The sequence below is a fragment of the Solimonas marina genome, assembly GCF_012241385.1.
In the GTDB taxonomy this organism is placed as follows: domain Bacteria; phylum Pseudomonadota; class Gammaproteobacteria; order Nevskiales; family Nevskiaceae; genus Solimonas; species Solimonas marina.
The window spans coordinates 57,804-81,462 of the sequence record NZ_JAAVXB010000012.1 but is presented as its reverse complement, the minus strand read 5'-3'; the positions used below and the strand labels follow the sequence as shown (position 1 = coordinate 81,462).

The following is a 23,659-nucleotide window of genomic DNA, read 5'->3' as shown; positions in this document are numbered from 1 at the left end:
TTTTTAGGAAAACAGGTCCGGCATGCCGAGCTTGTCCGGCATTTTCAGGCCGTAGTGCTGATACGCCAGCTTGCCGGCAATGCGCCCACGTGGCGTGCGCATCAGATAACCCTGCTGGATCAGATACGGCTCGATGACGTCTTCCAGCGTGTCACGTGCCTCGCCGATCGCCGCCGCCAGGTTGTCGATACCGGCCGGCCCGCCGTCGAAGCGTTCGATCAGCGTCAGCAGCAGCTTACGGTCCATCAGATCGAAGCCATTGTGATCGACCGACAGCAGCTGCATCGCATCAGCCGCGATCGCGGCCGAAATCGTGCCGTCACCGCGCACCTCGGCGTAGTCGCGGGCGCGACGCAGCAAGCGGTTGGCGATGCGAGGCGTGCCGCGCGAGCGCCGCGCGATCTCGCGTGCGCCGTCGGCGTCGATCGGCGCGCCGAGTATGCCGGCCGAACGGTCGACGATATGCGTCAGATCCGCTTCCGAATAGAACTCCAGGCGCTGCACCAGGCCGAAGCGGTCGCGCAACGGGCTGGTCAGGCTGCCGGCGCGCGTGGTCGCGCCGACCAGCGTGAACGGCGGCAGGTCGAGACGGATCGAGCGCGCCGCCGGTCCCTCGCCGATGACGATGTCGAGCTGGTAGTCCTCCATCGCCGGATACAGCACTTCCTCGACGACCGGGCTCAGTCGATGGATTTCGTCGACGAACAGCAGATCGCGGGGTTCCAGATTGGTCAGCAGCGCCGCCAGATCGCCCGGTCGTTCGAGCACCGGCCCCGAGGTCTGGCGCAGGTTGACGCCCATTTCCTCGGCGAGAATGTGCGCCAGCGTGGTCTTGCCGAGGCCCGGCGGACCGAAGATCAGCACATGATCAAGCGCATCGCCGCGACGCCGCGACGCCTCGATGGCGATGCCCATCTGCTCGCGCACGGCCGGCTGGCCGACATAATCGGCGAGCTTCTGCGGGCGGATCGCGCGCTCGACGCGGTCCTCGTCGCCGGCCGTCGCGCGGGCCGAAACGATGCGCTCGTCGCTCACTACTTCACCGCGCGCTTCAGCGCTTCCTGGATGATCTGCTCGGTCGTCATGCCGTCCTTATACACGGCCTGCGTGAAACGCTGGATCTCGGCCGGCTTGTAGCCCAGCGCTTCGAGCGCGCTCTTCGCCTCGCCCAGCGCCGACGCATCGGCGACCAGCTTGATGCCGCCACCGTCGCCTTCGGCGCCGGCCTTGTCGCGCATTTCGATGACCAGACGCTCGGCGGTCTTGCGGCCGACGCCCGGCAGCTTGGTCAGGCGCGCAACGTCGCCGGCGCGCACCGTGTTCCAGAAGTCCTCGACGCTGACGCCGGACAGCACCGTCAGCGCCAGCTTCGGGCCAACCCCGGACACCTTGATCAGCTCGCGAAACAGCACTTTTTCGGTCGCCGTCGCGAAGCCGAACAGCAGATGCGCGTCCTCGCGCACCGTCAGATGCGTCTGCAGCGTCACCGCCTCGCCGAGCGGCGGCAGCTTGTAGAACGTCGACATCGGCGCTTCGATCTCATAGCCGACACCACCGACGTCGACCAGCAGCAACGGCGGCTGCTTGAGCACCAGCTTGCCGCTGATGCGGCCGATCATCGCCGGCTCCGGCGCAGGCCGGCCACGCTGGCAACGCTGGCGCGCACGCCGCGCGTCTGCGCATGCGTGAGCGCGATCGCCAGCGCATCGGACGCGTCGATCGCCATCCGTCCCTGCTGATTGAGCAGCACCTTGACCATATGTTGGACCTGCAGCTTTTCGGCGCGCCCGGAACCGGTCAGCGCCTGCTTGACCTGTGAAGCGGCATATTCGGCGACATCGAGGCCCGCCTGCGCAAGCGCGCACAGGGCCACGCCGCGCGCCTGGCCGAGCACCAGTGCCGTCTGTACGTTCTTGTTGACGAAGACTTCTTCGATTGCAGCTTCATCCGGCGTGAACTCGGCGAGCAGCGCCCCCAGCTCCTGCTGGATCTGCAACAGGCGCTGCGGCACGGTGCCGGCTGCGGTGCTGATGCGGCCGGCGACGATCAGGCGCGCCCGCCCCCGTTCCGATTCGATGATGCCGTAACCGGTGTGCCGCGATCCCGGGTCGATGCCGATGATGCGGGTCAACACGCCGGTCTATCAGCCAAGGTCGCCGTTCGAATAGACCTTCTGCACGTCGTCGAGGTCCTCGAGCATGTCGACCAGCTTCTGCACGGATTCACGCGCGTCGGCCGGCACTTCGACCATCGTGCCCGGACGCAGCGTCACGTCAGCCTGTACCGGCGTCAGGCCGGCCGCTTCGAGCGCCTGCTTGACCGCCTCGAAGCCTTCCGGCGACGTCAGCACTTCAGTCCAGCCGTCCTCGCTGATCACATCGTCGGCGCCGGCTTCGAGCGCCGCTTCGAGGATCTTCTCCTCGACCGGCGTATCGCCTTCGGTCTCGAAAAAGATCTGGCCGACGCGCGAGAACATGTAGGCGACCGCACCGCTGGTGCCGAGATTGCCACCGTTCTTGGAGAACGCGTGGCGCACGTCGGCGACGGTGCGCGTCGGATTGTCGGTCATGCAGTCGACGATGATCGCGACACCGCCGGGCGCGTAGCCCTCGTAGCGGATTTCCTCGAAATTGTCGGCGCCGCCCTCGCCGGTACCGCGCTTGATCGCGCGTTCGGCGGTTTCCTTGGTCATGTTCGCGTCGAAGGCCTTGTCGAGCGCCAGACGCAGGCGCGCGTTCGACTTCGGATCGCCGCCGCCGGCACGGGCCGCCACGGTGATTTCGCGAATGAATTTGGTGAACAGCTTGCCGCGCTTGGCGTCTTCCGCGCCCTTGCGCGCGGCGATACTTGGACCTCGGCCCATATTTCCTCTCGTGACGGACCCTGACGGAAAACCCGCCCCGGCGACCGCACTTCGCGCTGATACGCGAGCGCCGCCCCGAAAGCGCGGGCGTATTGTCACATACGCCCGGCCTTGTGCGCTGCAGCCCTGCCCGCCTGCCTCGACGGGAAGGGCCGCATACCCGCTTTAGAACGTCAGGCCGATCGCGCCGTAGAAGCCGCTGTCGAGCGTCACGTTCGGGCCGTGGTCGATGCCGAGGCGGACATTGCGCCAGCCCACGGACACAGCCGCGTTGCGGTTGATCTCATAGCTCAGTGCCGCACCGACGTCGCGATAGCTATCGATATCGTTGAAGCTGACCACGCCCGGCGCGTAATAGCCGTAGCCGGTCAGACCGATACGATCGTAGCCCGGCACGCGCAGGTCGAACTGCAGACCCGGCGCGATGGCCCCGCCGTCGTTGCCGTCGCCGCCGACATAGACGCCGCGCAAGCCCACGCCCGCCGTCAGGTCCAGATCGCGCAGGCCGGCATCGCCGGTGAACAGCACGCCGGCATGCACCGCGTAGGCGTCGTCGCCGTCCGTGCGGCGCTGCAGGTAGCCGAGGTCATACTGACCCTGGGCGCCCTGGATGACGCGCGACAGCGGCCCGGTCAGACCGAAGCGAAACGAATCGCTCGACAGACCGAAGTTCAGCGATTCCGCCGAGGCGGACGCCGATGCAAGCATCAGCGCCGCCGCGGCGACGGGAGCGTAACGGGCAGTACGAATCACGATTTCTTGACCTTGTTGACCGCGTGGATCGCGCGACCATCAACAGACAGCACCGCTTCGTGGAAGGTTTCCGCGAGCGACGGATGGCCGTGCATCGTCAGCGCATAGTCCTCGACCGTGGCCGCGAACTCCAGGCCCAGCACCGCTTCGGCAAGCAGCTCCGAAACGTAAGGGCCGACCATGTGCACGCCGAGCACGCGATCGGTCTTCTTGTCGGCGATGATCTTGATCGTGCCGACCGGCTGTTCCATGGCCTTGGCGCGACCGTTGGCCGCGAACGGCGCGGTGCCGACCTTGACGTCGAAGCCCTTGGCCTTGGCCTGCTCTTCCGACAGACCCGTCCACGCCACTTCCGGCATGGTGTAGATCACGCTCGGAACCGCGTCGTAATTGACCTGGGTGTGCTCGCCGTGCAGCTGCTCGGCCAGCGCCACGCCTTCTTCGATCGCCTTGTGCGCGAGCATCGCGCCGCCGATCACGTCACCGACGGCGTAAACGCCCGGCACGTTGGTCTTGTAGTTGGCGTCGACCTTGACGAAGCCGCGCTCGTCGAATGCCACGCCGATTTCCTTGGCGTTGAGGCCGTCGGTGTTCGGACGGCGGCCGACCGCGACGATCAGCTTGTCGAAGGTTTCCTTCTTCGTCTCGCCGCCCATCTCGTATTCGACTTCGACGGTCTTGCCGCCCTTGCCGCCCTTGACCTTGGCGCCGGCCACCTTGGCACCGAGGCGGATGTCGAGGCCCTGCTTGGTGAAGTGGCGCAGCGCTTCCTTGGAGATGGCCGCGTCGACCATCGGCAGGAAGCTCGGCATCGCTTCGAGGATCACCGTCTTCGAACCGAGGCGGCTCCAGACGCTGCCCAGCTCGACGCCGATCACGCCGGCACCGATGATGCCCAGCGTCTTCGGCACTTCCGTGAAGTCGAGCGCGCCCCACGAATCGACGATGGTTTCGTCGTCGAACGGCGTGATCTTCAGATTGACCGGCGACGAGCCGGTGGCGATGACGATGTGCTTGGCCGTCAGGACCTGCTTGTCGCCGGAATGCGGCGTGAACTCGACCTTGCCGTCGCCGAGCAACTTGCCGAAGCCTTCGAGGCCGGTGACCTTGTTGGCCGCAAACAGCTGCTTGATGCCGCCGGTGAGCTGACGCGAGACGGCGGTCTTGCGCGCCTGCATCTTGTCGAGGTCGACCTTGAAGTCGCTACCGCTGATGCCATGCGCACCGATCTCGTGCTGCATGCGATGCCACAGCTCCGAGGATTCCAGCAGGGCTTTCGAGGGGATGCAGCCCGCGTTGAGGCAGGTGCCGCCGAAAGCGGGGGTATTGTCTTTGTTGATCCAGGCGTCGATGCAGGCCGTCTTGAAACCCAGCTGCGCCGCGCGAATCGCCGTCGGGTAGCCGGCGGGACCACCGCCGACGACGACGACATCATATTGGTCCGTCATGTCGCTCCTTGTCCGTTGCGGGCGACATTTTAGCGACCGTTGTCCATTGCCGCACGGACAAGACGATTAAATTTTGCGGCAGATAACGCTTTATGACGGCCGGCACGTGGGGCCGGCCGTCATCCGGGCGGATTTCAGGCGGCCGCCGCCGTCTGCGCCAGCACCGCGTCGGCCGCGGCAATCGCGTCGTCGCCGCCCTGTTCATAGGCATTGCGCCACAGCGCATAGGTGTCCAGATCGCCCTGCTGCCACGGATGGAAGCCCGGCCGGTAATACGCCAGATAGTGGCGCAGCAGCCGCGGATACAGGCCACCCGGCCCGTAGAGCCACCACAGACCCTTGGCCCAGACGCGCAGACGGTTCTTGACGCCGTCGACCTTGAACATGTGGCGCATGATCATGAACACGTGCAGCGGAAAGCTCAGCGACACCTGGAACATGCTCAGCGCCCGTGTGAAATAGCCGCCGCGCGCGATCTTCGTGTAAACGTCGAACGCCACCGCCTTGTGCTCGATCTCCTCGACCGCATGCCAGGCGTACATCGCCCGCACCCGTGGATCGGCGTCGGCGAACATGCCATTGGAGAAAAAGCCGTGCGCCATCAACGCCGTCATGTGCTCGGCGGCGGCCGTCTGTCCCAGCGTGAAGCGCTTCGACAGACGCTTGCGGAACACGTTGAACATGATGTGCTTCTGCCGTTCGAGAATGTGGTCGACGGCGATGCCCTGCGACTTCAGGTGGTTGTTGAACGCCGTATGCACCATGCCGTGCTGGCCTTCCTGATACATGAAGTCCTTGACCTGCGCCTGCAGTTCGGGATCGGTGATGCGGTCGCGATAGTCACGCACGCAGGCGATGAAGAATTTCTCGCCCTCCGGGAACAGCAGCGACATCGCGTCGAAGAACCGCGTGCGGAACGGATCGCCGCCAAACCAGTACCGCGGCACGTCCTGCCACGAAAACTGCGGGCCCTTGCGCGGCACGATCGCCTGATGATGACTGCCGTCCATGAGACGCTCCTCGAGTGATCAATCTTTATTGCATCTCACTCTAGGAGTCCGCCGGGACACAGGCTATGACGCCCCACGACGCATAAGGAACAAATCACGACACGCATCCCGGGATTTCAAGTCATGACTCAATGTCATGCCTTGCCGGGATGCGCTGCTCGCCTCTGGCGAGCGGAATCGAACCGTTGGAACCGCGCCTCGCGCGTTCGGATTCGAGCAGCCCAGAGGAACGCCAGAAAACGCAAGAACACGGCGCACCACCCTTTAGTCCCCGTCCACATCCGCTTTCGGCGATTCCCTGGGCGGCCAGAACCAGTGGTGCGGCTGGCGCACGAAGCGGCGGCCGAGTTCGGTCAGCAGCGCGCGCGTTTCGGTAAAGCGGATGCGCTGCGCGCGCAGCGCCACCGACAGCGCCAACGTGAAGCTGACGCCCAGATTGAGCATGCCGATGACCGCCACGCCGGCGCACATCCTGGCGATCTCGCCCCAGCTGAGCAGCCCTTCGAGCGCCGACACCGCGAAGGCACAGTTGGCCGACGTGAAGGTGACGTGCAGCGTGCCGATCGGCAGGCCGAGCACGCGGCCGACAGCGCCCGTCGAGCCCAGCATCAGGCCGAACGCCAGGCTGCCGACCAGGCCACCGAGGTTGAGGTCGATGTACTCGGCCAGCTTGCGCGTGCCCCGCTGGCCGATGATGCGGCGCAACCAGCCAAGCTGGCGCAGTCGCTGCGGGATGCGGTCGTACGCCGCCTTGTTGTCATAAAAGCCGGAAATCAGGCCGGTCAGGAACAGCCAGACACCAGTCAGCGCCGCCCATGCCCAGACCCGTGGACTCAGGGGGTCGGCATCGTCGAGCAGGTGATGCGCTTTCTCGGCGGAGATGTAGTGATGGCCGGTGTGCGAGAACATCCAGTCGGCGATCAGTGCCGCCAGCGGCACGGCGATCAGCAGATTGCCGGCTACCGCGACAAACTGGCTGCGGAAGGTGCGGACGACGATCTCGGCCAGGGCTTCGATGCGCCGCTTGGCGCCGGCCTGTTCGAGGCTGCGGGCAAAGCGGTGCGCCGTCACCGCCGGCTGCTTGGTCGCCAGCGAAAAATGAAACACATACATGATGACGAAAGCAGCCGCGTAATTGAGGCTGTAGACCAGCGCCTCGCCGAACGGCGCTCGGCCGTCCGACGCCAGCGCCAGCTTGATGAATGCGGCGACCACCACGACGAAACCGGCACCGAGCGCCGAGTTCAGCAGGCCGAAGTATTCGGAGCGTGTGGTGGTGATGTACTGCTCGCCGGCCTTGCTGGCATTTTCGATGACGCGGGAGCTGAGCAGGTCGGCGGTCTGCGACCACAGCTCGCGGATGCTGCGGCTGCGATTCTCGGCACGGATCAGGAGCTTCAGAAACTGCACGCGCAAGGCATTGAGCTCGTGCGTCGGCTTGTCCTCGAGCAAACGCAGCAAGGTCAGCAGGCGCGCGATTTTCTGGCTGATACGGACCAGCAATACGGTCAGGCTGACGCTGGCGCCGGTCTGCCCGGCTTGCTTGCGCACCTTGACGACGATCTTCTGGCACTGGTCGAGCAGCATCGCGACCTGCTTGTCGTCGAGGTTCGGCGCGCGCCGCTCGACGGCGGCGGCGCGCCGCTCGGCGATGAACGCGTGCATCTCGACGTTCTGCATCAGAAACGGCGACTCGTAGCGTTCGATGGCCGGGTAGCTGCGCACGAACTCCGGCTCCAGGCCGAGCGCGGCGATGCGGTACGAGATCACCTGCAGCGCATCGAGGATCTGTAGCGACATCACCGGCCGCTCGCGCACGGCCTGCGGGCCGATCGCAGCCGAGAAATCGAGCGCGTCCAGCAGCGCCACCCAGACCGCGTCATCGACAGCGTCGACCCAGAGGTGATCGGTCTCGCGGTCGAACAGCCGCGCCAGGCAGTCCTTGAGCTGGTCGCTGCGCCATTCCTCGGGCAGCACGCGTGACATCAGCCGCCGCCACAGGCCGGTGGTGAAGCCCTCCTGCGCGATCACGCCGGCCTCGGTGAACAGACGCAGCGGCTGTTTGGTGCCGAGCAGCCAGATCAGTGCATCGCGCAGATTGGCGCGTGCCGCCGGATCCTCGCGCAGCCGCTGGGTCAAGTGCTGCAGCTGCGTGCGCGCCACCTGCACCAGCCGCGGCCGCGCCGGCCGGACGGCGGCCACCAGCGCCGCCAGCGCGTCGAGACGGGCATCGCCCTCGGCACTGGCGATGCGCTCCAGCGCCGCATCGAGCGTGCGTGCGCGACGCTCGGCATCCGGCGTGCGGCTCAGCAGCCGGCGCCAGGTGGCGCGGCGGCGCGGGGGCATGGCGGGCTTTTCGGGGGGCGTCTCTGGAGGCGTCGGCGACATGAAATTAAATTCAGGGATGGGACCAGCGGACGATAACTTGCTTAGAGTATGGTCTGAACCAGACCAGAACCGCCCACAGGGTACGATGCCGAAAGTTTTGACGATCGAAGACGACGAGGTGACCGCTCGGGAGATTATTGCCGAACTCGAGCAACACGGAATCGAAGTCGAGTGGGTCGACAATGGCCGTGACGGCCTGGTCAAGGCCGTCAGCGGCGCCTACGACGCCATCACCCTGGACCGCATGCTGCCCGGCGTTGACGGCTTGGCGATCGTGACCACCATGCGCCAAGTAGGCGTCGAGACCCCGGTGCTGATGCTCAGCGCGCTGTCCGACATCGACGAGCGTGTACGGGGCCTGCGCGCCGGCGGCGACGACTACATGACCAAGCCGTTCGCGCCGGACGAGGTCGCGGCCCGTGTCGAGGTGCTGCTGCGCCGCACCCGCGCCAACAGCGGCCCGTTGACCGAGCTGCGCGTCTCCGACCTTGAGCTGAACCTGATGGCGCGCAATGCCCGCCGCGGCGCGCGCGAGCTGGAACTGCTGCCGACCGAATTCCGCCTGCTCGAATTCATGATGCGCAATTCCGGCCAGGTGCTGACGCGGATGATGATCTTCGAGGCGGTCTGGGGCTTTCACTTCGACCCCGGCACCAATCTGATCGACGTCCACATCGGCCGTCTGCGCAAAAAGGTCGACCCCCCGGGCACGCAGCCGCTGATCCGCACCGTGCGCGGCTCGGGATACCTGCTTGGCGACGCCTGAACTCAGCAGGCCCAGCAGCGCCTGGCGCTCGTCAACGACGCGCCTGATCCTCATCTACGGCGCGCTGTTCGTCGTCTGGAGTTCGGTGCTGGTCGCGGTGATTCACGCCGAAACCCAGCACTATCTGTCGCGCGTCGTCGACCAGATCCTCGAGCAGCGTGCGCACTACCTGGCCGGCGTCGACCGCCAGCAGCTGCCCTCGGCGATGGTCGATACCGCGACGCTGGATCTGCGCGGCGTCATGGCCTACGGGCTGTTCTCCAAGGACGGCATCTACCTCAGCGGCAATCTCGCCGAGGTGCCGTACGGCCTGATCGCCGATGGCAGCGTGCACGCGGTGCCGGATGGCGTGCTGCGCAATGATCGCGACGACCGCCAGCGCGCCCGGGCACTGGCCCTGCGCCTGCCCAGCGGTGAGCTGCTGGTGTTGTCGCGCGCCACCAGCGTCATCGACCAGGTCGGCGTGATCCTGCGTCAAAGCCTGATCTGGGCCTTGTCGCTGACGCTGATTCCCGGTCTGATCGGCGGCTATCTGCTGAGTCGCGGCCCGTTGCGACGCGTGCGCGCGATGGAAGCCGCGGTCAAACCGATCGTGCGCGGCGATCTGTCGAAGCGTCTGCCGGTCAGCGGCCGTCGCGACGAACTCGACCTGCTGGCGTCCATCGTCAACACCATGCTGGTCGAGCTCGAGCGCTCGATGAGCGAGGTCAAGGGGGTCTGCGACAACATCGCCCATGATCTGCGCACGCCGTTGACGCGGCTGCGTGCGCAGCTGCACCGCGTGCGCCAGCAGATGGCGCCAGACAGCGAGGAGAACGCGGTGCTCGAACGCTGCAGCAGCGACGTCGAATCGCTGCTGGCGCGCTTCGCCGCTCTGCTGCGCATCTCGGAGATGGAAGACCGCCGCCGCCGCGCCGGCTTCGGCTCGGTCGACGTGGTGGCGATGCTCGAGGAAATTCACGAGCTGTACGCACCGCTGGCCGAGGACAAGGGCGTGGCGCTACAGCTTGATCTCGAACCGCTGGCCCCGATCGACGCCGACCGCGAACTGCTGATCGAGGCGATCAGCAATCTGCTCAGCAACGCCATCAAATTCACCCCAGCCGGCGGCAGCGTGCGCCTGCATGCGCGGCGCGTCGGCGACGGCGCCAAGGTCTGCGTGGTCGACACCGGCCCAGGCATCCCCGCCGGCGAGCGCGATGTGGTCCTGCAGCGCTTCTACCGCGGCGAAAGCACGCGTCAGCTGCCAGGCTCGGGGCTGGGCCTATCGATCGTTTCGGCCATCGTGCGCCTGCACGGCTTCCACCTCGACATTGGCCCTGGCGATCAAGGCGGCACCCGCGTGACGCTGCATTGCCAGCAGGCGGGCCTCGGCAACTGACAGCACCGTCAGCGTCAGTCGGTGCAATGACTTTTCTTTCATGATGGGGACAGCGGTCCGCTATGCACCGCTGGCCATACTCGATGTTCTTGCTTTCAGCCGGGAACCCCCATGCAGGGCATCGTCAGAATCGCGCTCGCACGGCCGTACACCTTCGTCGTCCTTGCGCTGCTGATCCTGATCGTCGGTCCGCTCGCCTACCTGCGAACGCCGACCGACATCTTCCCCGACATTAAAATTCCGGTCATCGGCGTCGCCTGGCAGTACACGGGCCAGCCGCCGAACCGACTGGCCGGGTTCACGACCGCCCAGTTCGAACGGGCGTTGACGACCACGGTCAACGACATCGAGCACATCGAGTCGAACTCGCTGGTCGGCATGGGCATCGTCAAGATCTTCTTCCAGCCCGGCACCGACATCAGCGTCGCCAACGCTCAGGTCACGGCCGTCGCGCAGACGATGATCAAGCATATGCCGCCGGGCACCAGCCCGCCGCTGATCCTCAACTACAACGCCTCGACGGTGCCGATCCTGCAGCTGGCGCTGTCCGGCCAGGGCATGTCGGAACAAAATCTGTTCGACATCGGCATGAACACCATCCGCACCCAGCTGGTGTCGGTGCCGGGCGCGGCCATCCCGTATCCGTTCGGCGGCAAGTCACGGCAGATCATGATCGACGTCGACCCGACCGCGCTGAAGGCGCGCGGGTTGTCGCCGCAGGACATCTCCGACGCACTGGCGGCGCAGAACCAGATCACGCCAGCCGGCACCGAGAAGATCGGCCGCTTCGACTACACGGTGCAGCTCAACAACACGCCGACCGACTTCTCCGCGTTCAACGATATTCCGATCAAGTCGGTCAACGGCACCAACGTCTACATGCGCGACATCGGCTACGTGCATGATGGCGCCGCCGTGCAAAGCAACATCGTGCACGTCAACGGCACGCGCTCGGTGCTGATCACCATCTTCAAGAACGGCGCGACCTCGACGCTGGCGATCGTCGACGGCATCAAGCAGCGCGTCAAGGAGCTCAAGAGCCTGGTGCCGCCGAACCTGAAGATGGATCTGATCGGCGATCAGTCGATCTTCGTCCGCGGCGCGATCAACGGCGTGCTGCACGAGGGTGTGCTCGCCGCCGCGCTGACCAGTCTGATGATCCTGCTGTTTCTCGGCAGCTGGCGTTCCACCGTCATCATCGCCACGTCGATTCCGCTGTCGGTGCTGGGCGCGATCGCGCTGCTGGCGGCGTTCGGCGAGACATTGAACATCATGACGCTGGGCGGCCTGGCCCTGGCAGTCGGCATCCTCGTCGACGACGCGACGGTGACCATCGAGAACATCAACTGGCATCTGGAGCAAGGCAAGGACGTCGAGACCGCGATCCTCGACGGCGCCGCGCAGATCGTCACGCCGGCCTTCGTCTCGCTGCTGTGCATCTGCATCGTCTTCGTGCCGATGTTCTTCCTCGACGGCGTCGCACGCTTCCTGTTCGTGCCGATGGCGATGTCGGTGATGTTCGCGATGGTCTGCTCGTTCATCCTGTCGCGCACGCTGGTGCCGACGATGAGCAAGTACCTGCTCAAGCCGCATGCGCCGCATACCGACATGCACGGCAACAACGCATCACTGCCGCCGTCGCGCAATCCGCTGGTACGCTTCCAGCGCGGCTTCGAGGCACGCTTCGAGCGCGTGCGCGGCGTTTATCGCAGCCTGCTCGAATTCGCCCTCTATCACCGCCGCGTGTTCGTGCCGGGCTTCATGTGTATCGTCGCGTTGTCGCTCCTGCTCGTGCCGTTCCTCGGCCGCAATTTCTTCCCGTCGGTCGACTCCGGGCAGATGCTGATTCATGCACGCGCGCCGGCCGGCACGCGGCTCGAGGAGACCTCGCGCATCTTCGCCAACATCGAGAACAGCATCCGCAAGGTCATCCCGCCGAAGGAGCTGGCAGCGGTCGCCGACAACATCGGCGTGCCGGTCTCCAGCATCAACAATACCTACGCCAACACCGGCACGGTCGGCCCGCAGGACGGCGACATCCAGGTCGCGCTGCACGAAGGCCACCGGCCGACCGATGAATACGTGAAGCTGCTGCGTGACAAGCTGCCGCGTGAATATCCGGGCGTGCAGTTCTCGTTCCTGCCGGCCGACATCGTCAGCCAGATCCTCAACTTCGGCTCGCCGGCGCCCATCGACGTGCAGGTGCGTGGGCCGCACCCCGATGACAACTTCGATTTCGCCAAGAAACTGCTGGAGAAAGTCCGTCTCGTTGACGGCGTCGCCGACGCACGCATCCAGCAGACGCGCAACTATCCGACGCTGCAAGTCGACCTCGATCGCTCCCGTGCTGAACAGCTCGGCGTCACGTCCAAGGACCTGACCGACAGCATGGTCATCGCGCTTTCCGGCACCAGCCAGGTTGCACCGGTGTTCTGGCTCAATCCCGAGAACAGCGTCAGCTACCCCGTCGTCGCGCAGACGCCGCAGTACAACATCGACTCGCTGTCCGACCTCGAAAGTCTGCCGATCAATTCGACGCATGGCACGCAGGTGCTCGGCGGTCTGGCAACGATCAAGCGCACAGCCACGCCGGCGGTGATTTCTCATCGCGACATCCTGCCGGTGATCGACATCTACGCGACGCCGCAGGGACAGGATCTCGGCAGCGTGGCCAAGGACATCCAGAAAATCGTCGACGGCATGTCCAAGGACGCGCCGCGTGGCGTTACGGTCACACTGCGTGGCCAGGTCGAGACCATGAACAGCGCGTTCTCCGGCCTGTTGTTCGGCCTGCTCGGCGCCGTGGTGCTGATCTACCTGCTGATCGTCGTCAACTTCCAGTCCTGGGCCGACCCGTTCGTCATCATCACCGCGCTGCCGGCAGCCCTGGCCGGTATCGTCTGGATGCTGTTCACGACACATACGACGCTGTCCGTGCCGGCGCTGACCGGCGCCATCATGTGCATGGGCGTGTCGACCGCCAACTCCATCCTCGTCATCAGCTTCGCCCGCGAACGTCTGGCCGCCACCGGCAACGCCGCGCAGGCCGCACTGGAAGCCGGCTTCACGCGCTTCCGCCCGGTGTTGATGACGGCGCTGGCAATGATCATTGGCATGCTGCCGATGGCGCTCGGCCTCGGCGACGGCGGCGAACAGAATGCGCCGCTCGGCCGCGCGGTCATCGGCGGCCTGTCGTTCGCAACGCTGGCGACGCTGTTCTTCGTGCCAATCGTGTTCAGCATCGTTCACGCGCGCGACGGCCGCGCAACTTCCAATACGCCTGCTCCTGACCTGGGACACCCGCATGTCGCCCACTAACCAGACCCAACCGCCCGCCGCTCCGCGCGGCCTGCGCACGGCCGGCATCGTCGCCGCCGTCATCGCCGCGCTGATCGTCGTCGTCGGCCTGACCGCACGCGCGCGCAGCAACAGCCAGGTCGCCCAGTGGACCGAGGCGCACGCGATTCCGACCGTCAAGATCGTCACGCCGCAACCGCTCGGCGCCGGTAGCGGCCTGCAACTGCCGGCGCGGCTCGAGGCCTACAGCACGGCGCCGATCTATGCCCGCGTCAACGGCTATCTCAAGGACTGGAAGGTCGACATCGGCACCCACGTCAAAGCAGGCCAGCTGCTCGCCGAAGTCGAAACGCCGGACCTCGATCAGCAGCTCGCCCAGGCGCGCGCCAACCTGATCCAGGCCAAGGCCGATGAGAAGCTCGCCGAGTCCACCGCCAAGCGCTGGCAGGGCATGCTCGGCACCGACGCGGTATCGAAGCAGGAAGTCGACGAAAAGGTCGGCGACTACGCCGCCAAGAAGGCCGCGGCGCAGGCCGCGCAGGCGGCGGTCGACGCACTGGCGGCGACGCAGGGCTTCAAGCGCATCGCCGCGCCGTTCGACGGCATCGTGACCTCGCGCAATACCGACGTCGGCCAGCTGATCAGCTCCAACGGCAGCGGCACGCCGCTGTTCACGGTGTCCGACACGCACAAGCTGCGTGTCTACGTCCAGGTGCCGCAGAGCTATGTGCCCGACATCAAGGTCGGCAGTGAGGCGCAGCTGGTCGTACCGGAACGTCCGGGCAAGACCTTCGACGCGAAAGTTGAAAGCACGTCAGGCGCGATCGACGCCATGTCCGGCGCCAGTCTCGTGCAACTCGTCGTCGACAACGACAAGGGGCAGTTACTGGCTGGAGGTTATGCCGACATCACACTCACAGTGCCACCCGACGGCGACAGCCTGACGATCCCGGGCAGCGCACTGATCTTCGATGCAGGTGGCGTCCGCGTCGCCGTCGTCGGCACCGACAACAAGGTCTCGATGAAACCCATCACGATTAATCGTGACCTCGGCAAGAGCCTGGAAGTCAGCGGCCTGAGCAAGAGCGACCGCGTCATCGACAGTCCGTTCGATTCGCTGATGGCCGGTGACGAGGTGCAGATCGCACCCGAGCAGCCGGACGCCGACGCGACCAAGACCAAGAAGAGCTGAGGCGCCGCATGCAACGCACGCTGCCACCGCTGGGCGCGATCGCCGCCGGTCTCGCACTGAGCGCCTGCTCGATGGCGCCGAAATACATCGTGCCGCCAGTGCCACTCGCCGAGCAGTACAAGGAAGCGGCGGGCCAGAAGGACTGGCAGCCGGCGCAACCAGGCGACACGATCTCGCGCGGCAGCTGGTGGCAGGCCTACGGCGACTCGACGCTCGACCGTCTGGCCGATCAGCTCGAGCGCAACAGCCCGGACCTGGCCGCAGCGTTGGCACGCTACGAGCAGTCCAATGCCTACTATCAGCAGACGCGCTCGGCCTACTTCCCGTCGCTGTCGCTGGGCGGCCAGTACCAGCCGAACCGCGGCTCGGACATGCGCCCGCCGTCCGGCAACAGCAACCGCTACTACGACAACGACTCGCTGGGGCTCGCCGCCAGCTACGAGCTCGACCTCTGGGGACGCGTTCGCAATACGGTGAAAGCCGGCCGCGCCGACCTGGCCGCGGCCGCCGCCGATCTGGAATCGGCACACCTGAGCCTGCGCGCCGAACTGGTCGACGATTACCTGCAGCTGCGAGGTACCGACCAGACCGTGCAATTGCTGACCGATACGGTCGACGCCTATCAGCGCGCGCTGGAGCTGACACAAACGCGCCGCCAGGGCGGCATCGGCTCGGGGCTCGACGTCGCCCGCGCGCAGACGCAGCTGAAGAGCGCCCAGGCACAGCTGGCGACCACACAGGCACAGCGCGCCGTGCTCGAACATGCGATCGCCATCCTGGTCGGCGCCTCGCCGTCGACGTTCTCGATCGCGCCGGACACGACGGGGCTGACGCTGCCGAACGTTCCGACCGACGTGCCGTCGACACTGCTGCAGCGCCGTCCCGACATCGCCGCCGCCGAACGGCGTACGGCCGCCGCCAACGCCGCGGTCGGCGTCGCTCGTGCGGCCTGGTTCCCGAGCCTCACGCTGGGCGGCACGGTGGGCTACAGCAGCTACGAAGGCAGCGACTGGTTCCAGGCCTCGAACCTGTTCTGGTCGATCGGCCCGACGCTGGCCGTCGATCTGTTCGACGGTGGCAAGCGCAAGGCGCAGGTCCGGCAGGCGCGTGCCGCGCTCGACGAAGCCGGCGCCAGCTATCGCAGCACCGTGCTCAACGCCTTCGCACAGGTCGAGGACAATCTGTCCAAGCTCGATCACTATCGCGATGCGGCGGCCCAGGAAGACGAAGCGGTCAAAGCCGCCAAGCAGGCTGTCGAATACTCGACGATCCGTTATCGCGAAGGCGTCGTGAACTATCTGGAAGTAACGACCGCGCAAACCGCCGCACTCGAAGCGCAGCGCGCCCAGGTGACGATCAACACCGACCGCCTGCGTGCCAGCGTTGCGCTGATCCGCGCGCTCGGCGGTGGCTGGAAGGTCGGCGACGATCCAATGACGTCCGTCGCCGCGACCGATTCCAAGCCGTCTTTAAACTGACGCCGACCTGTTTATCTGGTAAAACTCTTTGCTGATTCCGCGGTCCGAACAGCGGGAATTTGTCTAGGCGGCTCGGGTCGCCGCCTGGATCACAAAACTAGAACAGGCATGAGAAGAGCGGGTGTGTATCTCGCCGCGGCGATCGCCGCGGCTACAGGGACGGCGTTTGCCAACAATTCGAACGATGGCGTGGCGGCAGTCGCCAAAGACATCAAGCCCGAGGACTGCAAGGCGCAGACCTTGAGCGTCACGCGCGGCGACAGTGCATATACGCTGCTGCGCAGCGCCGGCGTCGATGCCGGTGACGTCATGCGCTGGTTGCACGCCTCGGCCGATGCCAAGACGCTGCGCGAGATGCGGCCTGGCGACACGCTGAGCATCTGCACCGCAGCCCAGCTCGACGGTCGGCGCGAGTTACAGCGTCTGACCATGGTCCATCACCATGAGCAAACCGCGCTGGCGCACCCACCAGCCACTGACGACGACGACGTGCGCATCGTCCACGTCGGCTTCACCATCGACCACACCCTGGCCTCCGCATTGCGCGCCGCGCATGTCCGTGCCCCGCTGGCCTCCGCTGTGCATGCCTACCTGCGCCATGACGACGACCTGCCGGCGGAGCTGCCGAAAGGCGCGCGCGTGGTCGCCACCTTCGCCGGCGCGCCGTCCGAGCCGCACGCGCGGCTGCTATGCCTCGACGTCACATTGCATACGCGACACCATCGTATCTATCACTATGTCGGCGACGACGGCGCGCAATATCTGGTCGGCCGCCACGGGCACGGCGTCAAGCTGCTGGCCATGCTGCAGCCGCTGCCGCACGCGCGCATCTCGTCCGGTTGGGGCTGGCGCATCAACCCGGTCTTGAAGACGCCGGAATTCCACAAGGGCATCGACTATGCCGCGCCGCTCGGCACGCCGATCCGCGCCGCCCTCGACGGCACCGTCGGCATGGCGCAGTGGCATGGCAACTATGGCCGCGTCGTCGAGATTCGCTCCGGACACGGCGTCGCCACGCGCTATGGCCATCTGCACAGCATTGCGTCCGGCATCCATAGCGGCAGCCATGTGCATGCGGGGCAGATCATCGGTTACGTCGGATCCACCGGCCTGTCGACCGGTCCGCACCTGTACTTCGAGCTGTGGGAACACGATCAGCGCCTCAATCCGCTGCTCAACGTCCCGGCCGAAAGCACGCGCCTGTCGCATGCCGAGCGTTCGCGCTTCGACGCCTACGTCCACCGCCTCGAAGCGCGGGTACCGGTCGGCTAGCGGCAGCCCGAATGCGCCGCGCAGTCCGGGCGCGGTGCGCAAATCGCGACGTCGCGGCATTCAAATTTGCCGGCCGAGTGGTTTCACCCAAATTTCATCTTCGCAGCCGGGAAGCGGCGCCACGCAAAGTGCCGATATATTGAACTTTATATCGTATATCTATCTTTAAGCTCACATCCGCCGTCCGTGGAACCCTCATGGAACCGGCGCCGCAGGCCCCAATCGCAGGGCGTGCCTGAAATCGTGCACCACGCGATGCGCTAAGTCCTCGTTTCTGCTCGAAGTATCGGAATCTTTCCCCTGTTTGCCCACAGCTTGTGCAGGGTTCATGCACCGCTTCGACACAATCTCTTGGGGTTAATGTGACCCAGGACCACAATATCTAGAAAATTTCGGTTGACGGTCACACAACGGATGCCTAGTCTTTTCAACCTGCCACCCGTCATCGCCGCAATGGAAATAAAGCGTCGAAACGGCCAGCGGAAGACAAGAATTCAGTAGCACAGGGGACGTCCATATGCTCACGCAGAACACCACGCCGGCCGCCGACCCGCGCCGCGCACCGCCTCAGCCCACGGCCAGCACCGCAGAGTTCGCGGCAACCGCGCCTGGGGCGATCAAGGTCATCCGCCGCAACGGCAAGCTGACGGGCTTCGATGCCCAGAAGATCAATGTCGCGATGACCAAGGCCTTCCTCGCCGTCGAAGGCGGCGCCGCTGCCGCGTCGGCAGCGATGCGCGCCAAAGTCGAAGCGCTGACTCAACAGGTCGTGTCGGGCCTGACCCGCCATCTGGCCGGCGGCGGCACGCTGCACATCGAAGACATCCAGGACCAGGTCGAACTGGCGCTGATGCGCGGCGGCGAGCACAAGGTTGCGCGCGCCTACGTCCTCTACCGCGACGAGCAGGCGCGCAAGCGCGCTGCCGAGGCGGCGACTCAGCCGGCGGCGACGCATCCGACGATCTCGGTCAAGCTCGATGACGGCACCAGCATCGGACTCGACGAGGCGCGCATGCACCGTCTCGTCACCGAAGCCTGCGCCGGCCTCACCGGCGTCGATGTCGAGGAAGTGGTCAAGGCTGCGCTGCGCGACCTCTACGACGGCATCCCGGAAGCCGAGCTGAGCCAGGCGCTGACGCTGGCCGCCCGCGCGCGCATCGAGAAGGAGCCGAACTACACCTACGTCTCGGCGCGCCTGCTCGGCGATGCACTGCGTCACGAGGCGCTGAAGTTCCTCGGCCTGCCGGAAACGCGTCCGACCGCCGAGGAAATGAAGGCGGTCTACCCTGACTACTTCCGCGCCTATATCCACAAGGCCGTGGAACTCGAGCTGCTCGACCCCAAGCTCGCGCTCTACGACCTCGACGCGCTGGGCAAGGCGCTGCTCGCCGAACGTGACGGCCAGTTCGATTACCTGGGCCTGCAGACGCTGTACGACCGCTACTTCATCCACAGCAACAAGACGCGCTTCGAACTGCCGCAGGCGTTCTTCATGCGCGTCGCAATGGGCCTGGCGATCAACGAGATCGACCGCGAAGCACGCGCCGTCGAGTTCTACACGCTGCTGTCGAGCTTCGACTTCATGAGCAGCACGCCGACGCTGTTCAACTCCGGCACGCTGCGCCCGCAGCTGTCGAGCTGCTACCTGACGCAGGTGCCGGACGACCTGCACGGCATTTTCGGCGCCATCCACGACAACGCCATGCTCAGCAAGTTTGCCGGCGGTCTCGGCAACGACTGGACGCCGGTGCGCGGCATGGGCGGCTGGATCAAGGGCACCAACGGCAAGTCGAACGGCGTCGTGCCGTTCCTCAAGGTCGCCAACGACACCTGCGTCGCCGTCAATCAGGGTGGCAAGCGCAAGGGCGCGCTGTGCGCGTACCTCGAAACCTGGCATCGCGACATCGAGGAATTCCTCGAACTGCGCAAGAACACCGGTGACGACCGCCGCCGCACGCACGACATGAACACGGCCAACTGGGTGCCGGACCTGTTCATGAAGCGCGTCGTCGAGGAGGGTCAGTGGACGCTGTTCTCTCCTGACGAAACGCCGGACCTGCATGACCTGGTCGGCGACGCCTTCGAGAAGCAGTACACGGAATACGAGCGTCTGGCCGACGAGGGCCGGATGAAGAACGCCAAGCGCATTCCGGCCATCCAGCTGTGGCGCAAGATGCTCGGCATGCTGTTCGAAACCGGCCATCCGTGGATCACATTCAAGGACCCGTGCAACCTGCGTTCGCCGCAGCAGCACGTCGGCGTCGTGCATTCGTCGAACCTGTGCACCGAAATCACGCTGAACACCAAGGCCGGCCAGGAAATCGCGGTCTGCAACCTCGGCTCGGTCAACCTGCCGGCGCACATCGGCGCCGACGGCGCGCTCGACATCGCCAAGATCGAGAAGACCGTGACGACGGCGATGCGCATGCTCGACAACGTCATCGAGTACAACTACTACTCGGTGGCCACGGCGCGCAATTCCAACCTGCGTCACCGTCCGGTCGGTCTCGGCGTCATGGGCTTCAACGATGCGCTGTACAAGAAGCGCATGGCCTACGAGTCGGACGACGCCATCCAGTTCGCCGACGAGTCGATGGAAGCGATCAGCTACTACGCGATCAAGGCCTCGGCCGACCTCGCCATCGAGCGTGGCGCCTACTCCAGCTTCAAGGGCTCGCTGTGGGATCAGGGCATCCTGCCGATCGACTCGATCAAGCTGCTGCGCGACGCCCGCGGCGGCGAGCAGTACCTGAAGCAGGACACCTCGGCGTCCGGCCGCTTCGACTGGGACACGCTGCGCACGCAGATCCAGACCACCGGCATCCGCAACAGCAACACCATGGCGATTGCGCCGACCGCGACCATCGCCAACATCACCGGCGTGTCGCAGTCGATCGAACCGACGTACCAGAACCTGTACGTCAAATCGAACCTGTCCGGCGAGTTCACCGTCGTCAACGAGTATCTCGTCAACGACCTCAAGGGCCTGGGCCTGTGGGACGAGGTCATGGCGCATGACCTCAAGTACTTCGACGGCAGCGTGCAGCAGATCGACCGCATCCCGCCGGAGCTCAAGCAGATCTACAAGTGCGCGTTCGAGATCGACGCCAAGCGTCTGGTCGACGCCGGCAGCCGCCGCCAGAAGTGGATCGATCAGGCGCAGTCGCTGAACCTGTACATGGCGCAGCCGTCCGGCAAGAAGCTCGACGAACTGTACAAGCACGCCTGGGTGTCGGGCCTGAAGACCACGTACTACCTGCGCACCATGGGTGCCACGCACGCCGAGAAGACGACGATTCAGGACAACCGCCTGAACGCAGTCGGCAACGGCAGCAGCGGCGGCATCGCGGCCAAGCCGGCCAGCGCCGCACCGGCCGCGGCACCGAAGCCGATGCAGGCCGCGCCGGCCCCGGAAATGGAACTGCCGACGCTCGAAGCGGGTACCGGCAGCGCCAAGGTCTGCTCCATCCTCGACCCGGATTGCGAAGCCTGCCAGTAATCCACCGCCGTCAGCCGTCACGAAAAAGCCGCCTTTCGAGGCGGCTTTTTCATTGCCCCAAACCACCACTGCAGGAACGGCGCAAGCCGCGACCTCGGTGCGTGCGGAGATAGCGCAGGTCGCGGCAACCAACGGCAACAAGCCGCCCAGCGCCCTCGAAACGGCGGCGACGCCCCACCCGTTCATGCCGAGTGCCGCGCGCAGCGCGGTGTATCGAGGCACGCACGTCCCCCAGCATCGTGCGCCGCCGCCGGCTTCTCTAGAATCACCGCCAACCGCAAACACAACGGGAGCCACCATGTTCAGCATCGTCGTCCTGCCGTGGATTCACTACATCGCCGTGTGGCTGATGGCCGGCGCGCTGGTCAGTGAGCTGTATCTGCTCAAGATCGGCAGCAGCGCCGCCAGCGCCATCCGCCTGCTGCCACGCGTGGACCGCCTCTACGGCATCATGGCCGGCGTGGTGCTGATCACCGGTCTGGCGCGCGTCTGGCATGGCGGCAAGGGCGCCAGCTACTACTGGCACAACGGCGCCTTCCACGGCGTGCTCGGGCTGTTCGCGCTGGCCGCCGTGGTTTCCATCGTGCCGACCCTTCGCTACATCCGCTGGCGCACCGCGCTCGACACCAGCGGCGCGATGCCGGACGCCACAGAAGTCCGCAAGACCAGCGTCTTCGTCCACATCCAGCTCACCGCCATCGCCCTGCTGACGCTGGCCATCGTGCTCGTCGCCAACGGCTACGGCAGCTTCGGCGGCTGACAGCACGCCGAGTCCCTTACCGCCGCTTGCCGCCACCGCCCGTCCGCACGGGCGCGGCGGTAGCGGCTGTGCGCTCCGCATCGGTGCCGCGCTGCTCGATCTGGGGACAAAGCTGTGCGCAATCTGCGCAAAACCTGTGCTCAATCACAATATGTAGATTAATCCGTGATCTGCCACCACTACCCGTAGTATTTTTTGCTTGACTGATCGCCAGGCCCGGCGCAATCTTTGAGGCCGTCGTCACCGCACGCGTTTCCCCCCGCGCCGCCGGTGACTTCAGGGGACATTGGGCCGACGCCCACCGACGCAGCCAAGCGCCACGAACAAACCGGATATGCCGGGCCACCGCGCCCGGGTCATGGAGACCAAAATCATGCTGAACTGGGACGACACCCCGAAAACCGCCACCCAGCCCGCACCGAGCGCGCCGACCAAGGTCGCCCCGCCGCCGATGCATGCCGACAGCACGGTCGCCGGCGCCACCGGCCTCGAAGACCTCGAGATGGGTGCCAACCGCATCCGCGTCGACGACAAGAAGATCATCAACTGCCGCGCGGACCTCAACCAGCTGGTGCCGTTCAAGTACAAGTGGGCCTGGGACAAGTACCTGGACGCCTGCAACAACCACTGGATGCCGCAGGAAGTCGGCATGTCGGCCGACATCGCCATGTGGCAGGACCCGCAGGGCCTGACCGAGGACGAGCGCACCATCATCAAGCGCTCGCTGGGCTTCTTCAGCACCGCTGACTCGCTGGTCGCCAACAACCTCGTGCTCGCGGTCTACCGCCACATCACCAACCCGGAGTGCCGCCAGTACATCCTGCGCCAGGCCTTCGAGGAAGCGATCCATACGCACGCCTACCAGTACATTATCGAAAGCCTGGGCCTGGACGAGGCCGAGGTCTTCAACATGTATCGCGAAGTGCCGAGCATTCACGACAAGGCCGCCTGGGCGCTGCCTTACACCCAGTCGCTGGGCGACCCGATGTTCCAGACCGGCACGCCGGAAGACGACCAGCGCCTGCTGCGCGACATGATCGCCTTCTACGTCGTGTTCGAAGGCATCTTCTTCTACGTCGGCTTCGTGCAGCTGCTCAGCTTCGGCCGCCGCAACAAGATGATGGGCACGTCCGAGCAGATCCAGTACATCATGCGCGACGAAGCGATGCACATGAACTTCGGCATTGACGTCATCAACCAGATCAAGATCGAAAACCCGCACCTGTGGACCGCCGAGTTCCAGCAGCAGGCGCTCGACATGATCAAGGAAGCGACCGAACTGGAAATCCGCTACGCGCACGACACCATGCCGCGCGGCGTCCTCGGCCTGAACGCCAGCATGTTCAACGAGTACATGAAGTTCATCGCCAACCGCCGCTGCAGCCAGATCGGCCTCAAACCGCTCTACCCCGGCGCCACCGAAAACCCGTTCCCGTGGATGAGCGAAGTGCTCGACCTCAAGAAGGAAAAGAACTTCTTTGAGACGCGCGTCACCGAGTACCAGACCGGCGGTGCATTGAGCTGGGACTGATGCTGAAAAAGCCGCCGCAAG

17 protein-coding genes are annotated in these 23,659 nt (G+C 65.5%); 9 read left to right on the top strand and 8 right to left on the bottom strand.

Annotated elements, in window-relative coordinates; all coding sequences use genetic code 11:
- Nucleotides 1-3: 3 nt before the first annotated feature.
- The 8 genes from ruvB to G7Y82_RS17795 all read right to left on the bottom strand — a co-directional run bounded on the left by ruvB (nucleotide 4) and on the right by G7Y82_RS17795 (nucleotide 8,420).
- Complete coding sequence (ruvB, locus tag G7Y82_RS17830) at nucleotides 4-1,035, bottom strand: Holliday junction branch migration DNA helicase RuvB (RefSeq protein ID WP_168149507.1); 1,032 nt, start codon at nucleotides 1,033-1,035, stop codon at nucleotides 4-6.
- Entirely contained in the window at nucleotides 1,035-1,619 is a 585-nt protein-coding gene (gene ruvA, locus G7Y82_RS17825; protein WP_168149506.1) for a Holliday junction branch migration protein RuvA, read from the bottom strand. Before ruvA ends, ruvB begins: the two co-directional genes overlap by 1 nt.
- Entirely contained in the window at nucleotides 1,616-2,131 is a 516-nt protein-coding gene (ruvC, locus tag G7Y82_RS17820; protein WP_168149550.1) for a crossover junction endodeoxyribonuclease RuvC, read from the bottom strand. Before ruvC ends, ruvA begins: the two co-directional genes overlap by 4 nt.
- Before the next feature lie 12 nt (nucleotides 2,132-2,143).
- Nucleotides 2,144-2,863 (bottom strand): YebC/PmpR family DNA-binding transcriptional regulator, encoded by a 720-nt coding sequence (locus tag G7Y82_RS17815; RefSeq protein WP_168149505.1) that lies wholly within the window; start codon nucleotides 2,861-2,863, stop codon nucleotides 2,144-2,146.
- A 165-nt stretch (nucleotides 2,864-3,028) separates the two neighbouring features.
- Nucleotides 3,029-3,616, bottom strand: coding sequence for a YfaZ family outer membrane protein (locus G7Y82_RS17810; RefSeq protein ID WP_168149504.1), 588 nt, complete (start codon nucleotides 3,614-3,616; stop codon nucleotides 3,029-3,031).
- The gene (gene lpdA / locus G7Y82_RS17805; RefSeq protein ID WP_168149503.1) at nucleotides 3,613-5,064 is read right to left on the bottom strand and encodes a dihydrolipoyl dehydrogenase; all 1,452 of its coding nucleotides are present in this window, start codon (nucleotides 5,062-5,064) and stop codon (nucleotides 3,613-3,615) included. The genes G7Y82_RS17810 and lpdA overlap by 4 nt, the downstream gene beginning before the upstream one ends.
- A gap of 134 nt (nucleotides 5,065-5,198) precedes the next feature.
- A complete protein-coding gene (locus tag G7Y82_RS17800; RefSeq protein ID WP_168149502.1) occupies nucleotides 5,199-6,074 on the bottom strand; it encodes a metal-dependent hydrolase in 876 nt (291 codons plus the stop codon).
- 264 nt (nucleotides 6,075-6,338) lie between these two features.
- The gene (locus G7Y82_RS17795) at nucleotides 6,339-8,420 is read right to left on the bottom strand and encodes a site-specific recombinase (RefSeq protein WP_168149501.1); all 2,082 of its coding nucleotides are present in this window, start codon (nucleotides 8,418-8,420) and stop codon (nucleotides 6,339-6,341) included.
- A gap of 127 nt (nucleotides 8,421-8,547) precedes the next feature.
- Between G7Y82_RS17795 and G7Y82_RS17790 the strand changes: the two genes are divergently transcribed.
- The 9 genes from G7Y82_RS17790 to G7Y82_RS17750 all read left to right on the top strand — a co-directional run bounded on the left by G7Y82_RS17790 (nucleotide 8,548) and on the right by G7Y82_RS17750 (nucleotide 23,638).
- The gene (locus G7Y82_RS17790; RefSeq protein WP_168149500.1) at nucleotides 8,548-9,228 is read left to right on the top strand and encodes a response regulator transcription factor; all 681 of its coding nucleotides are present in this window, start codon (nucleotides 8,548-8,550) and stop codon (nucleotides 9,226-9,228) included.
- A complete protein-coding gene (locus G7Y82_RS17785) occupies nucleotides 9,215-10,609 on the top strand; it encodes a sensor histidine kinase (RefSeq protein ID WP_168149499.1) in 1,395 nt (464 codons plus the stop codon). The genes G7Y82_RS17790 and G7Y82_RS17785 overlap by 14 nt, the downstream gene beginning before the upstream one ends.
- A 111-nt stretch (nucleotides 10,610-10,720) precedes the next feature.
- Complete coding sequence (locus G7Y82_RS17780; protein ID WP_168149498.1) at nucleotides 10,721-13,927, top strand: efflux RND transporter permease subunit; 3,207 nt, start codon at nucleotides 10,721-10,723, stop codon at nucleotides 13,925-13,927.
- A complete protein-coding gene (locus G7Y82_RS17775) occupies nucleotides 13,914-15,098 on the top strand; it encodes an efflux RND transporter periplasmic adaptor subunit (protein WP_168149497.1) in 1,185 nt (394 codons plus the stop codon). The genes G7Y82_RS17780 and G7Y82_RS17775 overlap by 14 nt, the downstream gene beginning before the upstream one ends.
- 8 nt (nucleotides 15,099-15,106) lie before the next feature.
- Nucleotides 15,107-16,576: an efflux transporter outer membrane subunit gene (locus G7Y82_RS17770; protein WP_168149496.1), complete on the top strand. Its 1,470-nt coding sequence runs from the start codon at nucleotides 15,107-15,109 to the stop codon at nucleotides 16,574-16,576.
- A gap of 108 nt (nucleotides 16,577-16,684) precedes the next feature.
- Nucleotides 16,685-17,848 carry a M23 family metallopeptidase gene (locus G7Y82_RS17765; RefSeq protein WP_168149495.1) on the top strand — a complete coding sequence of 388 codons (1,164 nt, stop codon included), beginning with the start codon at nucleotides 16,685-16,687 and terminating at the stop codon, nucleotides 17,846-17,848.
- Between the two features lie 517 nt (nucleotides 17,849-18,365).
- Nucleotides 18,366-21,347, top strand: coding sequence for a ribonucleoside-diphosphate reductase subunit alpha (locus G7Y82_RS17760; protein ID WP_168149494.1), 2,982 nt, complete (start codon nucleotides 18,366-18,368; stop codon nucleotides 21,345-21,347).
- A gap of 298 nt (nucleotides 21,348-21,645) precedes the next feature.
- Nucleotides 21,646-22,107: a DUF2214 family protein gene (locus G7Y82_RS17755; RefSeq protein WP_168149493.1), complete on the top strand. Its 462-nt coding sequence runs from the start codon at nucleotides 21,646-21,648 to the stop codon at nucleotides 22,105-22,107.
- Between the two features lie 373 nt (nucleotides 22,108-22,480).
- Entirely contained in the window at nucleotides 22,481-23,638 is a 1,158-nt protein-coding gene (locus tag G7Y82_RS17750) for a ribonucleotide-diphosphate reductase subunit beta (protein ID WP_206370827.1), read from the top strand.
- The last annotated feature ends 21 nt before the right edge of the window (nucleotides 23,639-23,659 follow it).